Here is an 18,146-nt window from a genome sequence, read left to right as displayed (position 1 = left end):
GAGCGGCTTCACTTTCGATCTATTGTCGGCCCTGATCAGCCCATCCACTTCAGATAGATCGTCGCGAGCGGCGGCAGGGTCAGCAGCAGCGAGTGGTCGCGTCCGTGAGCGCTGACCGCTTCGGTCCAGACCTCGCTGTTGCCGGCGTTTGAACCGCCATAGATTCCCGCATCGCTGTTGAGGATGACCTGCCAGCGCCCAGGTTTTGGCACGCCCACGCGGTAACCCTCCCGCAGCACCGGCGTCATGTTGGAGATGGTGAGGATGGCGCCATTCTGATCGGCTGTGGTCCGCAACATGCCGAACACCGAGTTTTCCGCATCATCGCCGACCACCCACTGGAAACCATCCGGGTGCAGGTCGCCATGCTGCAGGGCCGGTTCGCTCGCGTAGATCCGGTTGAGATCGCCAATGAGCCTCTGCACGCCTGCGTGTTCGGGATGGTCCAGAAGATCCCAGTGAAGGGACGCATCATGGTTCCATTCGGTCGGCTGGCCAATCTCGCCGCCCATGAAGAGCAGCTTCTTGCCGGGATGCGCCCACATGAAGCCGAAATAGGCGCGAAGGTTGGCATGCTTCTGCCAGTGGTCGCCCGGCATCTTGCCGAGAAGCGAGCCTTTGCCGTGAACGACTTCGTCGTGGCTGAGCGGCAGGACGAAGCGCTCCGAATAGGCGTAGACCATGCCGAAGGTCAGCATGCCATGGTGATAGCGGCGATAGACCGGCTCCTTCTCCATATATTCGAGCGTGTCGTGCATCCAGCCCATGTTCCATTTGAAGTCGAAGCCAAGGCCGCCTTCTTCCGGCGGCTTCGTCACACCCGGCCAGGCGGTCGATTCTTCGGCGACGGTGAATGCGTGCGGGCAGCGCTGGTGGATGATGCTGTTCAGATGCTTGAAGAACTCCACGGATTCGAGGTTTTCGCGGCCGCCATACTGGTTGGGGATCCACTCACCGGCATTGCGGGAATAGTCGCGGTAGAGCATGGAGGCGACCGCATCGACGCGTAGCGCATCAACGTGGAAATGCTCCAGCCATTCCATGGCGCTGGCAATCAGGAAACCCTTCACCTCGTTGCGCCCGAGGTTATAGATCAGTGTATTCCAGTCCTTGTGAAATCCCTCGCGCGGGTCTTCGTGTTCGTAGAGCGCTGTGCCGTCGAAGCGTGCAAGGCCCCAGACGTCGGTCGGGAAATGGGCGGGGACCCAATCGAGGATGACGCCGATCCCGGCTGCATGGCAACGATCGACGAAATAGGCGAAATCCTCAGGCGTTCCGAAGCGGCCGGTCGGCGCGAACAGCCCGAGTGGCTGATATCCCCAGGAGCCGCCGAAGGGATGCTCCATTATCGGCAGCAGTTCGATATGGGTGAAGCCGAGCCGTTCGGCATAGGGGATAAGCCGCTGGCTGAGTTCGATCCAGTCAAGAGACCGGTTGTTCTCTTCGGCAATGCGCAGCCAGGAGCCGAGGTGCACTTCATAGACGGACATCGCACCTTCGCCGCTTCGCCGTTCAGGGGCGGAGCGCATCCAGTCGTCATCGGTCCACTGGAAGGGGGCGCTGGATGCAACGATAGAGGCTGTCGCGGGCGCGGCTTCCGAGGCGCGCGCCACCGGATCTGCCTTCTGCGGCAGCAGAACCCCGTTGCGATCCAGGATTTCGAACTTGTAGCGGTCGCCGGGGCCGATCCGCGGCACGAATAGTTCCCACACGCCGGATTGAGCGCGCAGGCGCATTGGGTGGCGGCGGCCATCCCAGGCGTTGAAGTCTCCGACCACGGAGACGCGCCGCGCATTGGGAGCCCAGACCGAGAAGCGCACGCCCGACACCCCATCGATATCCATGGCGCGTGCGCCGAGCGTGCGACCGAGATCGTAATGGGTGCCTTGACCGATCAGATGCAGATCGAGATCGCCCAGCAGCAGCCCGAAGGAATACGGATCTTCCGTCTCCTGAACATCCTCCGGCCACTGGATGCGCAGCCGGTAACGCCCGATCGTATCGAGTGCTGCGGCAAATATGCCGACTTGATGGATGGGCTGCATGCGGGCGAGTACTGCATTGCTGCCGGGTTCGACCAGTTCCACGCCGACCGCACCGGGTAGGATCGCCCGCACGATGGCGCGGCCATTCCAGGAATGTGGGCCGAGAATGGCAAAGGGATCACCGTGACGCCCATCCGCGAGCGCTTGCAGCGCATCCCGGTCCAGCCCGGCCATGAGTTCCGAGGGTTCCATGATCATGCTGCGGTCTCCGATAGCCGGTCAACGATGGCGGCAAAGCCGCTCAAGGGGATGGGGAGCCATTTCGGGCGATTGCGCGCCTCGTAGGCGATTTCGTAGGCAGCCTTTTCCAGGAGGTAGAGGCCGAGGATGCGCTGTCGTTGGGTCTTGTCCATGGCAAGGCGCGGAGAGGCTTCCACGGCGGCAAAGTAGCTTTCCAGGAAAGCCGTTTCCGCCTGTTCGGAAAAGCGGCGAATGAGGTGGCTCCGGCGCTCGTCCTTGGTATCAACGACCGCATCCGTCTCCAGTTCCGCCGTGGCAGCAAGATAGCTGAGGGAGCGCAACAGGCCTGCGACATCCTTCAGAGGATTGCCCTTGGCGCGCCGCTCGGCAAGGTCCTTGGCCGGTTCGCCTTCGAAGTCGATGATGTAGGCATCACCCTCCGACACCAGGATCTGGCCGAGATGGAAGTCGCCGTGATTGCGGGTAAGTAGCGTACCAGTGGTGGCTTCCGCCAGGCGATCGACGGTGGCGGTCAGGTCGTCTCGGTGGGCCAGGATCGGATCAACCAGCGATGCGATGGCCGGATCAAGTTCCTCCCGTGCTTCGGCGAGAATGGAAAGCGCTGTCGAGATCTGTTCGATGACGCCATGTTTCCACGTTCCGACATCGTCGGGACCTGCGGAGATTGGCCGAAAATCTTCCTGATCCGTCTCACCGGCCAGGGCAACATGAAGCTCGCCCAAACGGCGACCAACATTCGATGCAAAGTCGATCAGCGGCTTCAGGTGGTCGTCGGCGGTTTCCTCGGCATCCTCGGCGATGGCTGCCTCATCCAGCGCGTGGCGAAGGTTGCCGAGCATCCAGGTCCAGCCGTCGCCCTGATTGCGAATGGCACCTTGAACAAGGATCAGCGTGAAGCGGGTTCCGTCTGGCGCCGTGCGCACGACCTCGCCCAGCAGTGGAGCGGTGTTCTGATAACCCACTTCGGTCAGGTACCGCGTCATCTCCACTTCCGGATGAACGCCGGGGAAGATGTGACGGATCAGCTTGACCATCGCCATGTCGCCGATGATCAGCGAGGAGTTGGACTGTTCGGCGGACAGCCAGCGAACGGTCATGTCGTCGGAAATGTTCATGCAATCGAGATGATCGGTGCCGATGAACTCCAGCGTCCCGGCGCGCCCGGAAATGGTCGAACGTTCACAAAGACCTTTGACGATGCCGCGCGCCATGGCTTCCGTGGCGAAGCCGTCGGTCAGGAAGCCGACGCGGCGACCCTGGCGGATGCGGGCAAGCGAGAGCTGCTGGGCGAGGGCCGACGGCTGCGTCTCATCCCAGGCCACTGTCAGCGGTAACAGATAGCTGTCCTTGTGGCCTTCCAGTTCCACTTCCAGCTCACCGAGCAGAATATTATGGGTGAAGCCCATGGGGGTGGCCGCCACCAGCGTGGCCTGTCGCAGAGCTTCGCCCTTGGCGCCGAACCAACGACGCTTGGAAAGATAGGAAGGAAGGATATCGCGCGACAGCGTACCGGCCAGCCGCGGCTCATCTACCAGTTCCGTCAGGTCGCGGCGGATGACCATGGTGGTGAAATCGGGCAGCTGTTCCGGCGGCTCGGTGCGCCAGGCGGGACCATCCGCTTCCGCCACCAGCTGGAACCAGAAGAAGCCATAGGGCGGCAGTGTCAAGAGATAGGTCAGCTGGCCGATCGGCGGGAAGGGCGACATGCCCGTCAACTCGATCGGAACGCGACCGTTGAATTCCGAAAGGTCGAGCTCCACCGCTTGCGGCAGGCGCGAGAGGTTGGCGACGCAAAGGACCACTTCGCCATCGTGCTCGCGCAGATAAGCGAGGATCTTGCGATTGCCGGGCGCAAGGAAGCGCAGGGAGCCGCGCCCAAAAGCGGGATGGCGCCCGCGCAGCGCCAGCATGCGCCGCGTCCAGTTCAGGAGTGAATGGGCATCCGCCGTCTGGGCCTCGACGTTCAGCGCTTCATAGCCATAAAGCGGGTCCATGACCGGCGGCAGCACGAGCCGCGCGGGATCGGTGCGGGAAAAGCCGCCATTGCGGTCCGGCGACCATTGCATGGGGGTGCGCACGCCATCCCGGTCGCCGAGATAGATGTTGTCGCCCATGCCGATCTCATCGCCGTAATAGATGACAGGCGTGCCGGGCATGGAGAGAAGCAATGCATTCATCAACTCGATGCGACGGCGGTCACGCTCCATCAGGGGGGCTAGACGGCGGCGGATGCCGAGGTTGATGCGGGCACGACGATCGGCGGCGTAGATATTCCAGAGGTAGTCGCGCTCCTCGTCGGTCACCATTTCCAGCGTCAGCTCGTCGTGATTGCGCAGGAAGATCGCCCACTGGCAATTGTCAGGGATCGCGGGCGTCTGGCGCATGATGTCGGTGATCGGGAAGCGGTCTTCCTTGGCGATTGCCATGTACATGCGCGGCATCAGCGGAAAGTGGAAGGCCATGTGGCATTCATCGCCCTCACCGAAATACTCGCTCGTGTCCTCCGGCCACTGGTTGGCTTCCGCGAGAAGCATTTTGCCGGGATGGCTGGAATCCAAGGCCGCGCGGATGCGCTTCAGGATGTCATGCGTCTCGGGCAGATTTTCGTTTATCGTGCCTTCTCGCTCCACCAGATAGGGGATCGCATCGAGACGGAAACCATCGATGCCGGTTTCCAGCCAGAAGCGCATGACGTTGAGCAGCTCGTCCAGAACGGCGGGATTGTCGAAGTTGAGGTCCGGCTGGTGGGAATAGAAACGGTGCCAGTAATAGGCGCCTGCCACTGGGTCCCAGGTCCAGTTGGACTTTTCCGTATCGAGAAAGATGATGCGCGTTTCCGGAAACTTCTGGTCCGTGTCCGCCCAGACGTAGAAATCCCGCTCCGGCGATCCAGCCGGCGCATTGCGTGCGCGCTGGAACCACGGATGCTGGTCGGATGTGTGGTTGATGACAAGCTCGATTATCACGCGGATGCCGCGCGCATGCGCTGCTTCCACGAAGGCGCGGAAATCATCCATGGTGCCGTAGTCGGGGCTGACATTGCCATAGTCGGCGATATCGTAACCATCGTCGCGGCGCGGTGACGGGAAGAAGGGCAGAAGCCAGATGGCCGTGACACCAAGCGAAGCGATGTAATCCAGTTTCTGGTGAAGACCCGGAAAGTCCCCGATACCGTCGCCGTTGCCGTCGAAGAAGGACTTCACATGCAGCTGGTAGATGATGGAATCCTTGTACCAGAGCAGATCGGGCCCGGGTTGAGCCTGCGTTATATCCATGTTGTTCCTCCCGAGTTATCGAATGCGCCAGATGAAGAAGGGCAGGGCGGCCGGGTCGAGCCGGATGCGCTGCCGCTTCCCGGTCAGCGTGAACTTCGCCCCTCCGATGAGGTCTTCCACATCAAGCGATCCGTGGTCCGGGAGGTTCCATGACCAGAGCGGGATTTCGACATCCGCCTCCTGCACGGTGTGCGGATCAAGGTTGACGGCGATCAGCAGGACGTTCTCGCGACCGGCGCTGGCCTTCTCGAAAAACAGGACGTTGTCGTTGAAGGCAGGAAGCAGCGTCAGCCCCAGATGGGAATGCAGCGCGGGGTTTTCCTTCCGCAGACGGTTGAGCAGCGCGATCTCGCCCTTGATGTTGCCGGGGCGATCCCAGTCCCAGGCGCGGATCTCGTATTTTTCCGAGTCGGCATATTCCTTGCGCTTGGCATCCGGACGGCCTTCGCAAAGCTCAAAACCGTTATAGATGCCCCAGAGCCCCGACAGGGTCGCGGCAAGCGCTGTGCGGATGAGATAGGCCGGACGCGGCGCGTTCTGCAGGAAGTCCGGGTTGATGTCATGCGTGTTGACGAAGAAATGGGGGCGGAAGAAATCCCGTGGCGCTTCCGTCGTCAGTTCGCGCATGTAGGTTTCCAGCTCCCACTTCGAGTTCCGCCAGGTGAAGTAGGTGTAGGATTGCGAGAAGCCGATCTTGGCCAGCCGATACATGACCTTGGGCCGCGTGAAGGCTTCCGACAGGAAAACCACGTCCGGGTGGCGCGCGCGGATGTCGGCGATCAGCCATTCCCAGAAGGGGAACGGCTTGGTGTGCGGGTTGTCCACGCGGAACAGCTTGACGCCCTGATCTACCCATTTCTGCACGATATCCCGCAGCGTCTGCCAGAGTTCCGGCACCGCGTCCTTGGCGTAGAAATCGACGTTGACGATATCCTCGTATTTCTTCGGCGGGTTTTCCGCGTAGCGGATCGTTCCATCCGGTCGCCAGTCGAACCAGCCGGGATGCTCCTTCAGCCACGGATGGTCTGGTGAGGCCTGGATGGCGAGGTCCAAGGCAATCTCCATCCCTTGATCGGAGGCTGCTGCAATCAGCCGGCGGAAGTCTTCAAAGGTGCCCAGTTCCGGGTGGATCGCCTCATGGCCGCCGGCCTCCGAACCGATGCCATAGGGGCTGCCCGGATCATTGGGACCGGCCTGCAGCGTGTTGTTGCGGCCCTTGCGGTTGGTGCGGCCGATCGGGTGGATGGGTGGGAAGTAGACGACATCGAACCCCATCTCCTTGATGGCGGGCAGGCGACGGATGACATCATCAAAGGTGCCGTGCCGGTTCGGGTCGCCGCTTTGCGAGCGCGGAAACAACTCGTACCAGCTGGCAAAGGCAGCTTCCTTTCGCTCTGCATCCAGCACCATGGCGGTCGATCGCACGCGGTGAGGGCGCTGGTCGGCGCGCGCCATCAGCGCAAAGGTGTCAGGTGCCAGCAGAAGCTCGGTCTTCCGCTCCGGTGTGCTCTCCTCCAGCTGTTGCAACAGCTTGCGCAGCTGTTCTGCCAGCTCAGGTTCAGTGCCTTCCGCAGCGTCACGAACGAGATTGGCGCCTTCCTGAAGCTCCAGATGCAGGTCGAGCCGCGCCTCATGCTTCTTGGAAAGCTCATAGCGGAAGATGGCGAAGGGGTTGCGCCAGCCTTCCACCGCAAACTCATGGCGGCCAATCCGGCGCGGGGTAAACTCTGCCCGCCAGCGATCGTTCTCCACCAGCTGCATCGGTACTTCCGTCCAGGCGTCCTCATCCGCTGCCCGCCAGGAGAGGCTCGCGGAAATCGGATCATGGCCATCCCCGAAAACATCGGCCTCGACGCGGACGGTTTCACCGACAACGCGTTTGACTGCAAAGCGTCCCTCATCGACGGAGGGTGTAATTTTCTCGATCGCCAGCCGGGGTGATGCGGCAGCCGCTGCCGCGTCCGGTAGTTCCACTTTCCCGATCACGAAGGGAGAATTGGCACCTTCCATGATCCGTAGTTCAGCCGGTTTCAGGCGAAGGTTGCCGGATGGCAGCGCATCGCCGGTTGCCGGATCCTTTAGCGGCAGGAAGGCGGATGCAGCTTCACGCAGGGCATTGAGCGGGGCAGGAGTCGGGCGCCGCACATCGCGGTTGACGACGACGGCACGGATGCGGCCGGAGGAGCGCAGATCTTCCCGTTCCGGGCGCAGAAGTGCCAGTGCAGGTGTCTTGCTGGTCGAAATCAGCTGAAGCGGCGCACGGTAATAGGTGCCGCTGTCCTTTTCGATCAGGCGGTTCGTCTGCCGGATCGTTTCCGTCAGATCATAGCAACCGCGTTCGGCAAGCGCCCGCAAACCACCGCCATCCCCGTAAGTCGGATCGAGCGGCGTAGTGGCGCCGAACTCGAAACCCATCGGGATCATCAGGCCCTCGCCCAGCGTGGCCGAGAGCTGAAGTGTGCGCTGTGCGCGACGCTGCAGGACTTCCAGGCTTTCGGTGCCGTGAGCGACGCGCTTGTTGAAGGGCGCTTCTGGAAAGGTGATCTGGTAGCCGAGCCGACGCTGGATCTCGTATTCCTCGACGAACCAGCGCCCGTCGAGATCCCACCAGGCGAGTGACGAGAAGGTGCCATTAAAGCCGATGTCTCCAAGCCTGCGGCGCAAGTCAAAGCTTGTTCCTGGTGTCCATGCCAGAAATTCGATATCCGCATTGGCTTGCCTTGCTTGCGCGATGAGGGTGCGCCAGACTTCCAGCGGTGTGCGCTCCAAGCCAAGGCAGCGGAAACCGGAAACGCCTGCCGCGATAAGTTCCGAGACTACGCGCTGCCAATCCTCCAGCGCCTGTTGATCATTTTGCAGGTCGACCGGTTTTGCAGCGCGATCTTCCGGCGACTTGCGTGGATCGGCGACCACAGGCGGTTGTTCCGCCTCGTCGCTGGCAGTTCGGTCGAGCACGAGATCCAGCATGAGGCGCAGGCCTCGTCCCTGTGCCTGTTCAGCCAGAGGGGCGATGGCTTCGCTGATTGTGTCTCCCAAACCAAGACCGGGCTCTACATGGTGCCGATTTCTGGAGACGAAGATGCTTGCGCCTTTTCCTCGGACGAACAGAGGAGCAGAGAGGATTGTGTCGAATCCGAGCCGCGCCGCATGGTCGAAAACGGCAAGCCAGCTTTCCTGTCCCCGCAGAAGCAGAGGATGAACGTAGTAGATGCGGGGCGCATCGGCGGGCTGTGGTCGGGTGTTCAGGGTCTCTGCGGGGATCGCCATGGGTGCTGCCTCAGTTCGATCTGGTGCACCCTAACGCCCTGCTAACAGCGTGGTTCCCGCGCACGTTGTCTTATAGTCGGCGGGCTCTATGTCATTCTTTCCGACCTTCGGATGCGCGCAATTCAACCCGCGCGCACCGTTAACATTTTGAATTATCTAGATTAATGAATCTGCGCTTCGTGCAGAGCCTCTTCAAAACAGGCTCGTGCCTCTTCCGGGGCAACACGTCCGTCATGGGCCGCCAGACAGGTGTGGTGTGCCTGCACGAAGCGCGGGCCTTTTATACGTGGCCAGCGATGATCGAGAAAGTCCAGCGCTTCCTTGGGCCCAGTTACGGCGAAGGTGCCGACTTTGACGGGGTCTCTCCAGGGATGTCTTTCCATGTTCTGCCTCCTGTTCATCGGGCGCTTGCCGCGCCTTAGATCAGGCAAAACAATCGATCGGTGGGATGGTTCCAGTGTCAGCCGGTCGAGGCAAAGCTGTCGGCTGATAGCGTAGAGGCAAGCAAGGTTCGGTTGCGCCCTCTTCTTTTCGCTTCGTAGAGTGCGCTGTCTGCCTTCGCGAACAAAAGCGGCGGATCGAGTGCCTGACCCTCGAAACTGCCGATGCCTATGCTGATAGTCACGCGGCCCCAAGGGCGGTTGGCTTCGTGCCGGATCCCCAGTCGCTCGATCCTGCGCCGGATCTTCTCTGCCACCAGTGCAGCGCTGGCCTCGCCTGTGCCCGGAAGCAGAATGGCGATCTCTTCACCGCCATAGCGCGCGGCCAGATCGGTAGCCCGTAGGGAGCCTGAGACTGCCGCCGCGATGGCCTTAAGGCAATCGTCGCCCGCTGAATGGCCATAGCTGTCGTTGTACTGCTTGAAGCAGTCCGCATCGATCATCAACAGTGACAGTGGTTTTGCTTCTTCTTCAGCCTCGCGGAACAAGCTCTCGAACCGGATGTCGAATGCGCGACGGTTGGCGAGACCGGTGAGGGCGTCGGTATTGGCAAGAATGTCCAATTCGTCCTGCATGGCCTTCTGGCGCGTTACGTCGCGCGTAATGGCAACGAAGCCGCTGACGTTTCCTTTGGGGTCCTTCAGAGGGCTTATGGACGTGTCGAGCCACAACACCTTTCCGTCCAGACGCTCCATAGAATACTGCACGCGTGACACCGCCTCGCCGGCTTCGAGCTTTTTCCAGATTTCGGCCGCATGTCGCGCCTGTGCGCTTTCGATCTCTTTAAAGATGTTGGTTCCAACCAGGTCCTCCGGGTTTCGACCGAGTATCCTTTGGGCGGAGGAGGACACGTATTGGCGTGTGCCATCCATTGATAGCTTCTCGATCAGGTCTGCCGAGGCTTCCGCAATTAGCTGGAACTCTTCGTCGCGCTGATGGAGCTTGGCTTCGCTTTCGGCACGCAACTCAGCCTGAGTGCGCCAGCGGATGGTCAGGATGCATGCCAGCGCCACCATGAAGATACCAAACATCCAGCGCCATTTGGCCCGCGCCATCCAGTCGGCAATCATCTCCCATTCAGAGGCCGAGGCCGCGATCAGAACGCCTGATCGCGGGCTTTGGTAGGAGGCCGCCAATCTGACCGTCCCGTCCACCTTCGAAAGGAAACGCTGGGCATGCGGATCGGGATCTTGAAGAATTTTGACGAAGGGATCATCCGCCGGCATGCGGTTGCCGAGAACTTTTTCCGGGAACGGAAGGCGCGCCAGAACCAGGCCGTCGCCGCGCGCGAGAAGTATACTTCCGTCCGCCCCAACATCGAAGCGACTAAAGAACTCCAGGAGATGACCGAGCTTGATGCTTGCCAGAACCACGCCCTCAAAGCTGCCATTGGGTCCATTGATGCGGCGGGAAACGCTGATCGCCCATTCTCCATTCACGCGGTTGCGGATCGGCGGACCGATATAGGTTCCCAGTGAGACAGAGTTCTTGTGGTGAATGAAGTAATCACGATCCGAAACGTTGATGGCCGAGATTTTGGGCGAGGTTGATGCAACGACAATGCCGCCCATCTTATCGATATATACGATGCCCTCCAGGCGATCTGCCCATTGCTGCTGTTGGCGCATGACCTTGCGGAGTTCAACGAGTCTGTCCTCGCCATTTCGGTTTTCATCGATCTCCGCTTCAATTGTCGCGATAGCCAGTTCGGCCAGTTCGACGCTGTCATCGACGTGCTGCCCTACGGCTTGCGCCGTCTGAAGCAGATGAGATTCTAGCTTCTGGTAATTGGCTTTTAAGGTTGCGTACTCGCCCCAGATACCAAGCGCGATGAAGGCCGCGATGCCGCAGAGCAAAGCAAGCAGAGTGCGCGAAAGAAAGCTGCGTTTCACCGGCATAGATTTTCCTGTTGGCTCGCCCCCTGCGAACCGGCGGCTAACCGTGACATTCATAGGTTAGTGTCTGCTGAATGCCCCTCAAAAATTGTAGTGCAATTGCCACTTCTGTCGGAACTGGTTTCCGCTTCGTTCATTAGTGCGGCATCAATCGAAGACCGGAGATTGTTGCTTGAAACCGATCCTTTCCCTTTTCGTCGCAATCCTCGGCGTTTCGCTTCTCGTGGTGATCGGGCTGCCTCTGGCCAATGCGCTCGTTGCTCAGCCCAGTACCCACCAGTTCGCGCATTTGAACGATCCACCCCTCTGGACGGACGAGCCAATTCGCATCAATCGGATGGCGCAAGCCTTTCCGCGAGCAGATGAAATCCTGCCAGATCAGGACACCGCCGTTGCATCTGTGAATGCCGACCACCAAGTCACGCCGGTTAAAAGCATCTCGCAGGATGCAAATCCATCGGTCGAGGTTGCGGCGTCTGCTCCTACAGATGAAGGTCTGACGCGGGCGCATATTGCCTGGTGTGCGGCACGCTATCGCTCCTATCAGGTCGAGGATAACACGTATCAGCCTTTCGGAGGCGCCCGCCGGATCTGTCAGTCTCCGGATGAAACGCCGTCGACCTCTGTTGCGACGGCTGGCGAGGCGCAAGCGGATGATCGGCTGGATGCTGCCATTCCAGCCGCAACAACGTCGCCTGGGGCCTTGCTGAGCGAACACGTTGCCTGGTGCGGTGCACGATACAGCTCCTATCGCGCCGAGGACAATACGTACCAGCCCTATTCGGGTCCGCGCCGGACATGCCAGTCGCCCTACGCCGGTGATACCGCCGCCCGGGATGAGATCCGGAACCCGGATATTCACAATCAGCAGGCACAGATGTAATCTTCTGTTGTGGAAAGACACAGCGCGTGTCTCTCAGCAATAATTTGGAAACCACGACTCTGGATGATGGCCATCAACAAGTGAGGTGGCCATGGCATCCGCAGCATCAGCCAAGGGGCGACGTCCCCGTAAAGCAAAGAAGAGCGCGTCCAGAGGCGGGCTAATCCCCTGGGTTCTTGCGCTCGGCGGTGTATCCGCTGCTATCGCGGCCTATGACCATTCCACCTTTATCCGGCAGACATTGAACAAAGGCGTAGGGGAGTTGCCTTCGATCCAGTCGCTCACTGGATCTGATAAGGAAAATTCCACAAGTGCCGCTGTCCATCCTACCCCACGCCCCGAGCCGCCTATGGCGAAAGCCGTCGGCGACGACCTGATTGGAAAAAGCTATTCCGGTACTTTCTATTATTGCGGTCGCTCAGGCCTCGATAACTGTGTGGTCGAAGGCAACCTGTTCTGGCACAAGAAGCAGCCCATCCGTCTTGCCGATATCTCCGTTCCCATGAGCGAAAGCGCGAAATGCCCGGCGGAGCGGGAACGTGGATTTGCGGCAAAGGTGCGTCTGCGTGAACTGCTGAACCAAGGAAGCTTTGAGCTGGTGGATTGGCCCAACCGCGATTCCGACAAGGATGGCAAACGCCTGCGCGTTGTCATGCGCAATGGGCGTTCAATTGGAGCGGAACTTATTCGCGAAGGTTTGGCGCGTCCGATCTCTGAGGCTAGCAAGCCCTGGTGTTAGAGCCTATCAGGGTTAAATGGAAACAGTTCTGTTGGCTCAGGCGGGATCATATGCGAGGAGAGCGGCGCGTGTCGTAGCTAACGCATACGGCCAAGCCGCTCGACAAAGCAGATGACCTCGCCTGAGCCAACCCGAAGGGCCGGATTGCCTTTGGCATCCGGCAAGCATCAAATTCGTCGGTTACGCTTTTCGCTTCGCATCGGCGAAGCGGCGTAACCGAGGGGCCGGATCATTTTCCGCCATTATCTTCGGCTTTCGTCTCGACCGTACCAGGAGGTATGCACTTCGCCGAAAGCCTTGATCCTGACAAAAATGCTTCCGGCAGAACGATTCCATTGAGCCCTGATAGGCTCTAATGCGATCAGCGCCTGCGGCAATCCGTATCAAGCCGGGACTGGAGCAAATATGCGATTGGCCGTTTAGAATTTGAGAACCACTTCAGGCGATTCTTGCGGCTCATGTTTGTGATTCGCGTGATTTGTTTCAGGAGATACCATGGCGCTCGCACATTTCCCGGCCGACAGGAGAATAGCCGAAATCCGGCGGTGCGCCGAGGTTCTGCAGAAGGTTCACGGAGAAGAGGCGAACCAGTTTTGGCGGGCTACCATGCGTGACTTCGCCGCCAATCTTGTCCGTCAGGGTGCAGCACCTGAAGATGTTTCACATCAGGCGGCTCTGTTCATGGCAGCCGTACAGAACGAGCTGCAGTCCATGTTTGCAAATGAAGAAGAGCAGGCGCTCGACGCCTCGGCGTGATTGTCAAGCGTTAGGCGTTGCCAGCCTTAGACTCGCAACGCCTTCTCATGCAACGCTATCAGTAAGCCTGTGAGCGTGGAAAGATAATTGGGGTCGGATTTTCGCCGCCGTGCTGCTGCACCATGCCCCCCACCGGACCACCCTGATAGACATGCGGGTCACCCGTGCTTGCGCAGCCAGAGGTGACAAGTGCGAGCGTGGCCATGGCAAAAAGTGTTGCTACCGACTTTTTCATTTTATCATCTCCGTGTGTCGCGCTCTAAATCGGATTTCGTGCGGATTTGCGCAAGAGGCGCTTTGCAAGAAAGAGTGTTCGCTCGCAGGATTCCGCGCCGTGATATTTGACGATGATTGCAGCTTCGCAGGCAGCGTGCAGTCCGTCACCCACACAAGGTTTCACCATCATTGACTGGTTGGGACGGGTAGCGCGTGCTGCCCTCGCGACGTCGCGACTGAGATCTCGCTTTGCCTCCAGCTCTCAGGCTCTCTGAGAAGCCAGGCTGCGTCCATTACAGGTGCGGACATTTCTTATGGCTGTTTGCATCTGATCGGGGTTGGTATCGTCGCAATGCAAATCGCGCGGTGTCCGAAACTTCGATGGGCAGAATAGGTGGGTGCCGATACATGCGCGGTTGAGCAAGATGTCTTCATCCGCTTTGCGCCTAAGCGGCGCATTAACGTATCTTCTTGTTTGCTTTAGGAAATTTGGTGGGTGATGTAGGGCTCGAACCTACGACCCGCTGATTAAGAGTCAGCTGCTCTACCAACTGAGCTAATCACCCGTCCGAGCGGTTCAGTGTGCTGCACCGCTTGTGTGAGGGGGCGTATAAAGGGGTTGTTGCGGCTTGTCCAGCACCCTTTTCAAAAAAGTTTCGCATCTTTTTGCCTGATGCCACGTCTCAGTTCCCAGGCCATTGTGGAGCATGCCCGCGGAAGCCTTATATTGCAGGGGATTGACTGCCGCTGTGGATAACACATGCTGTCTCCAACACTCTCACAAAAAAAGTTCTTCGACTTTTCATTGGCCGTTGAGCCATGTGAAGATCAGCCAACATTGTTATGGAAACGGATTCTTTATCAGATCGACAGGGAGGATTTGTCGTGGGAATTGAGCAGGATATTGAGCGAATTGAATCGCAGATGCGTTCACTTCAGTTCGAAGGTTTCGATCTAGATGCGGCATGGTCGGTCGGGCGGCATCTGCGTGACCTTGCTTCAGAACGAGGCCAGACCCTCTCTATCGACATCCAGATCAACGGGCAGCAGGCCTTCTTTGCCGCGCTGCCAAATGCACGGCCGGATTTCGAATACTGGATTCGTCGCAAGCGCAATCTCGTGCTGCGCTTCCTGCGGCCGAGCTATCTGATTGGTCTCGAATTATCGCTCCAAGGAACGACGCTTGAGGAGAAATGGGGATTGCCGACGGCGGACTATGCCGCCCACGGCGGTGGCTTCCCTATTGTGGTCAAGGGCGTCGGCTGCATCGGCGCCGTTACCGTATCGGGTCTGCCCCAGAGGCTCGACCACAATCTTGTAGTGGAAGCACTGGCGATTCAGCTTGGGCATAATGTGGGCGAAATCGCTCTTGCGGAGGGGTGAGTGAAAACGAAAAGGACGAGGCGAACTGACGCCCCATCCTCTTTTACGATGAAGTCATTATGCTCAGTTAGCGCCGGATCGCGCGACCCAAAGCGATCAAGATACAGGCGCCGATAAAGCCCGCGATCAGGTAGCCGAGCCAGCCGCCCAGCACGACGCCGAACACACCGAGGATGGCATTCGCGACGATGGCGCCTACAATGCCGAGCAGGATGTTCATCAGAACGCCCATATTGCTGCGCATGAACTGTTCCGCCAGCCAGCCTGCAATGCCGCCGATAATAATGGCTGCGAGCCAGCCGATCCCTGCATTTTCCATGGCCTTACCCTCCTGTCGATGGTTTCGGTCCGATAACGTCACAAGCGTCGCCATTGTTCCATTGGCGGCAAATGCTGCAGCCGTAGAAAACCTCCGCCGCATTGTCGTTAAAGCCGACCAAACTCCGCCGCTTTCTTTTCCTAGGCGACGCATCTATGGAGTATTTCCAATATTCTGCTCACAGGTTCGATTGGTTGGAGAAGGTCTTGCTGAAAAGCGTTGCCCGTTCACTGGTGTTATTTGTTGTGGTTGCGTTCTGGTCAATCGCTGGAGGCCCGGGGGCCTCCCTTGCACAACAGACGGCGCCAAACGCTGCACCTGTAGCGAATACTCAACCGGATACCGTGGAAGCGAGCGGTCTGCAAAAAACGCAGGCCCTGCTGACGGAGGTTCGCAAGCAGCTAGACCGGATGCAGGCCAATGCGAATGCCAGCAATGCCGAGGATTTTCAGCTGGCCGAGCTGAAGGCGCAGGCGGACGATCTCGCAGGGCAAGTGGACAAGTCCATCGCGGAACTGCGCCAGCGCGTGGAACAGATCCAGGCGCGACTGAAGGAAATCGGGGAGCCGCCGGCGCAGGGCCAGCCACCAGAGGCAACGGTGGTGACGGAGGAACGCAAGAAGCTTCAGAGTGAAAAGGCCGCCATTACTGCGAGCGTGACCGAAGCCAGCCAGGTGTCCACGGCGGTCAAGACTCTGTCGAACAACATCACCGAGAAGCGTCGCAGACTTTTCAGCGATACGCTTTTGAAGCACACCGAACTCTCCCCGGCTGTCTTCGCCGATGCGGGACAGGCGTTTCTCGATGAAGTGGAAGCATTCCGCATTACCATTGCGGGCTGGGCAAAATTCGCTTGGAAGTTCAAAAAACTGTCACTTCTGGCGGCGCTCATTTTGTCCGTCGGATCCGGCCTTCTTTTCCTTGCGGGCGGTCATCGCCTCTTCGGCCGCCTGATGAAGCGGAACCTGGCCGACGAAAACCCGCTCTATACAGCGCGTCTGTCTTATGCATTCTGGTCGATGATCGTCGAAACCCTTTCGCTGACGGCCTTCCTGATCACGACCTTCTTCTTCCTGTTGAGCTTCAACGTATTGCGGCCCGATGTGACCCCTATAGTGGGCGCCATTTTTGGCTTCATCTGGCTCGTTTATTTCGTTGAAAAACTGACAGAAGCTCTGCTGTCTCCGCGCTATCCGGCCTGGAGATTGATGCGGCTTTCCAATTCGGGCGCAAAGGAACTGCGCTGGTTCGTGCTGTCGCTGGCTGTTTTGAATGGTCTTGATTTCGTGCTGGGCAGGATCAGCGAATCCCTGAACTCGCCGGTCTCGATCACGATTGTCAAAAGCCTTACGCTTGCGGTTCTGCAGGGCAGCATCCTGATCGCGATCTCCTTCCTGAAGCCGGTGATGAATGACAACAAGGATCCTGAGGCGCCAGGCCGGCACTGGCCGCGCTTCTTCCCCTCGCTGCTGCGCGTGATGGGTATTGCACTGATCTTTGCTGTCATGACCGGTTATGTCGGGCTTGCGCGCTTCTTCTCGACGCAGATCGTGCTGACGGGTGCTGTCATCGTCACGATGTATATTGGCATTCTATCGGGCAAGTCAGTCGGCAAACAGGGTGCCTTTGCCAAGACCGTGGCGGGGCGCTTCCTCGTGGAGCGCCACAAGCTCGGCGAAGTGACGCTGGACCAGATCGGCCTTGCAGCAGGCCTCGGCATTTACGCCGTTGCCTTTATCTTCGGCGTGCCATTGATTTTGCTCACCTGGGGCTTTCAGATCCAGGATATCCAGTCGGCCGCCTATCGTCTGTTCACCCAAATCTCCATCGGCAACATCAATATCTCGCTGGTCGGAATCCTTGTGGGCGTCTTGTTCTTCCTCGCCGGATATGTCGTAACCCGGTGGACGCAAGGCTGGATCGATCGCAATGTCATGGCCCGCAGCCAGGTGGACCCCGGCGTGCGCAACTCCGTCAAAACGGGCATCGGCTATCTCGGTGTGGGTTTCGCTGTCGTGGTTGGCGTCTCTGCCGCCGGGATCAACCTCTCCAGCCTGGCGCTTGTCGCATCCGCGCTCTCGGTCGGTATCGGTTTTGGCCTACAGAATATCGTGTCGAACTTCGTGTCGGGTCTGATCCTGCTGGTGGAGCGGCCCTTCAAGGTGGGAGATCACGTTGTTACGGGGGCTACGGAAGGTATCGTGAAACGCATTTCCGTGCGCGCCACCGAAATCGAGACCTTCCGCAAGCAGTCGATCATCGTGCCGAATTCGGATCTGATCAACGCTGCCGTCGGCAACTGGACTCACCGAAACCGCATTCAGCGGTCAGAGGTGCAGGTCAGCGTCAGCTATGATTCCGACCCGCAACGCGTGATGGATCTCCTGCTCGACATCATCAATCAGGTGCCGCAGGTCTTGCGCAATCCTGAACCGCATGTGGAATTCCTGCGCTTCGGCGGCTCGTCGCTGGATTTCGAAATGCGCTTTCACTTGGCGGATATGAGCGACGGCATGACCGTGCGTAACAATGTTCGCATTGAAATCCTCAAGCGCTTCCGTGAGGAGGGGATCGAGATCCCCTATCCGCATCAGGATGTGAATATCAGCGGGCCCATCCGCGCCATGTTGGTGCCGCGTGAACCGGAGACGCCGAAGGAGCGTGCCGCTGAAGCTCCGGCTTCTGCTCCGAAGACGGAGCCAAAGCCGGATGCCAAGCCGGCCTGAG

12 protein-coding genes and 1 tRNA gene are annotated in these 18,146 nt (G+C 59.3%); 5 read left to right on the top strand and 8 right to left on the bottom strand.

Annotated elements, in window-relative coordinates:
• Positions 1–35: 35 nt before the first annotated feature.
• The 5 genes from glgB to Q2T52_RS20125 form a co-directional block, all read right to left on the bottom strand.
• The gene (gene glgB / locus Q2T52_RS20145; protein WP_302078642.1) at positions 36–2,243 is read right to left on the bottom strand and encodes a 1,4-alpha-glucan branching protein GlgB; all 2,208 of its coding nucleotides are present in this window, start codon (positions 2,241–2,243) and stop codon (positions 36–38) included.
• Positions 2,240–5,521 carry a maltose alpha-D-glucosyltransferase gene (treS, locus tag Q2T52_RS20140; RefSeq protein ID WP_302078641.1) on the bottom strand — a complete coding sequence of 1,094 codons (3,282 nt, stop codon included), beginning with the start codon at positions 5,519–5,521 and terminating at the stop codon, positions 2,240–2,242. The genes glgB and treS overlap by 4 nt, the downstream gene beginning before the upstream one ends.
• Before the next feature lie 15 nt (positions 5,522–5,536).
• The gene (locus Q2T52_RS20135) at positions 5,537–8,788 is read right to left on the bottom strand and encodes an alpha-1,4-glucan--maltose-1-phosphate maltosyltransferase (protein ID WP_302078640.1); all 3,252 of its coding nucleotides are present in this window, start codon (positions 8,786–8,788) and stop codon (positions 5,537–5,539) included.
• A gap of 161 nt (positions 8,789–8,949) precedes the next feature.
• Entirely contained in the window at positions 8,950–9,171 is a 222-nt protein-coding gene (locus Q2T52_RS20130; protein ID WP_302078639.1) for a DUF982 domain-containing protein, read from the bottom strand.
• Between the two features lie 77 nt (positions 9,172–9,248).
• Positions 9,249–11,126 carry a diguanylate cyclase gene (locus Q2T52_RS20125; protein ID WP_302078638.1) on the bottom strand — a complete coding sequence of 626 codons (1,878 nt, stop codon included), beginning with the start codon at positions 11,124–11,126 and terminating at the stop codon, positions 9,249–9,251.
• Positions 11,127–11,295: 169 nt separating this feature from the next.
• On the opposite strand from Q2T52_RS20125, the gene Q2T52_RS20120 reads away from it, so the two are divergent.
• From Q2T52_RS20120 to Q2T52_RS20110, 3 genes are all read left to right on the top strand, one after another.
• Entirely contained in the window at positions 11,296–12,006 is a 711-nt protein-coding gene (locus Q2T52_RS20120; protein WP_302078637.1) for a BA14K family protein, read from the top strand.
• Positions 12,007–12,097: 91 nt separating this feature from the next.
• Complete coding sequence (locus Q2T52_RS20115) at positions 12,098–12,745, top strand: thermonuclease family protein (protein WP_302078636.1); 648 nt, start codon at positions 12,098–12,100, stop codon at positions 12,743–12,745.
• 495 nt (positions 12,746–13,240) lie between these two features.
• The gene (locus Q2T52_RS20110) at positions 13,241–13,501 is read left to right on the top strand and encodes a DUF6074 family protein (RefSeq protein WP_302078635.1); all 261 of its coding nucleotides are present in this window, start codon (positions 13,241–13,243) and stop codon (positions 13,499–13,501) included.
• Positions 13,502–13,559: 58 nt separating this feature from the next.
• On the opposite strand, the gene Q2T52_RS20105 is transcribed toward Q2T52_RS20110, so the two are convergent.
• Together Q2T52_RS20105 and Q2T52_RS20100 are read right to left on the bottom strand one after the other, a co-directional pair.
• Positions 13,560–13,736: a hypothetical protein gene (locus Q2T52_RS20105; RefSeq protein ID WP_302078634.1), complete on the bottom strand. Its 177-nt coding sequence runs from the start codon at positions 13,734–13,736 to the stop codon at positions 13,560–13,562.
• A 471-nt stretch (positions 13,737–14,207) separates the two neighbouring features.
• A tRNA-Lys gene (locus tag Q2T52_RS20100) sits at positions 14,208–14,283 on the bottom strand.
• A gap of 319 nt (positions 14,284–14,602) precedes the next feature.
• On the opposite strand from Q2T52_RS20100, the gene Q2T52_RS20095 reads away from it, so the two are divergent.
• Complete coding sequence (locus tag Q2T52_RS20095; RefSeq protein ID WP_302078760.1) at positions 14,603–15,100, top strand: heme-degrading domain-containing protein; 498 nt, start codon at positions 14,603–14,605, stop codon at positions 15,098–15,100.
• A 67-nt stretch (positions 15,101–15,167) separates the two neighbouring features.
• Here the strand turns inward: Q2T52_RS20095 and Q2T52_RS20090 are convergent, their stop codons facing one another.
• The gene (locus tag Q2T52_RS20090) at positions 15,168–15,419 is read right to left on the bottom strand and encodes a GlsB/YeaQ/YmgE family stress response membrane protein (protein ID WP_302078633.1); all 252 of its coding nucleotides are present in this window, start codon (positions 15,417–15,419) and stop codon (positions 15,168–15,170) included.
• A gap of 155 nt (positions 15,420–15,574) precedes the next feature.
• On the opposite strand from Q2T52_RS20090, the gene Q2T52_RS20085 reads away from it, so the two are divergent.
• Positions 15,575–18,145: a mechanosensitive ion channel domain-containing protein gene (locus Q2T52_RS20085; RefSeq protein WP_436799562.1), complete on the top strand. Its 2,571-nt coding sequence runs from the start codon at positions 15,575–15,577 to the stop codon at positions 18,143–18,145.
• Position 18,146: the final 1 nt, after the last annotated feature.

Origin of the sequence: Rhizobium oryzicola, from assembly GCF_030504645.1 — a bacterium.
GTDB lineage: Bacteria > Pseudomonadota > Alphaproteobacteria > Rhizobiales > Rhizobiaceae > Neorhizobium > Neorhizobium oryzicola.
Note: the sequence above shows the minus strand (reverse complement) of the source record. Positions and strands in the feature narration are given on the sequence as shown.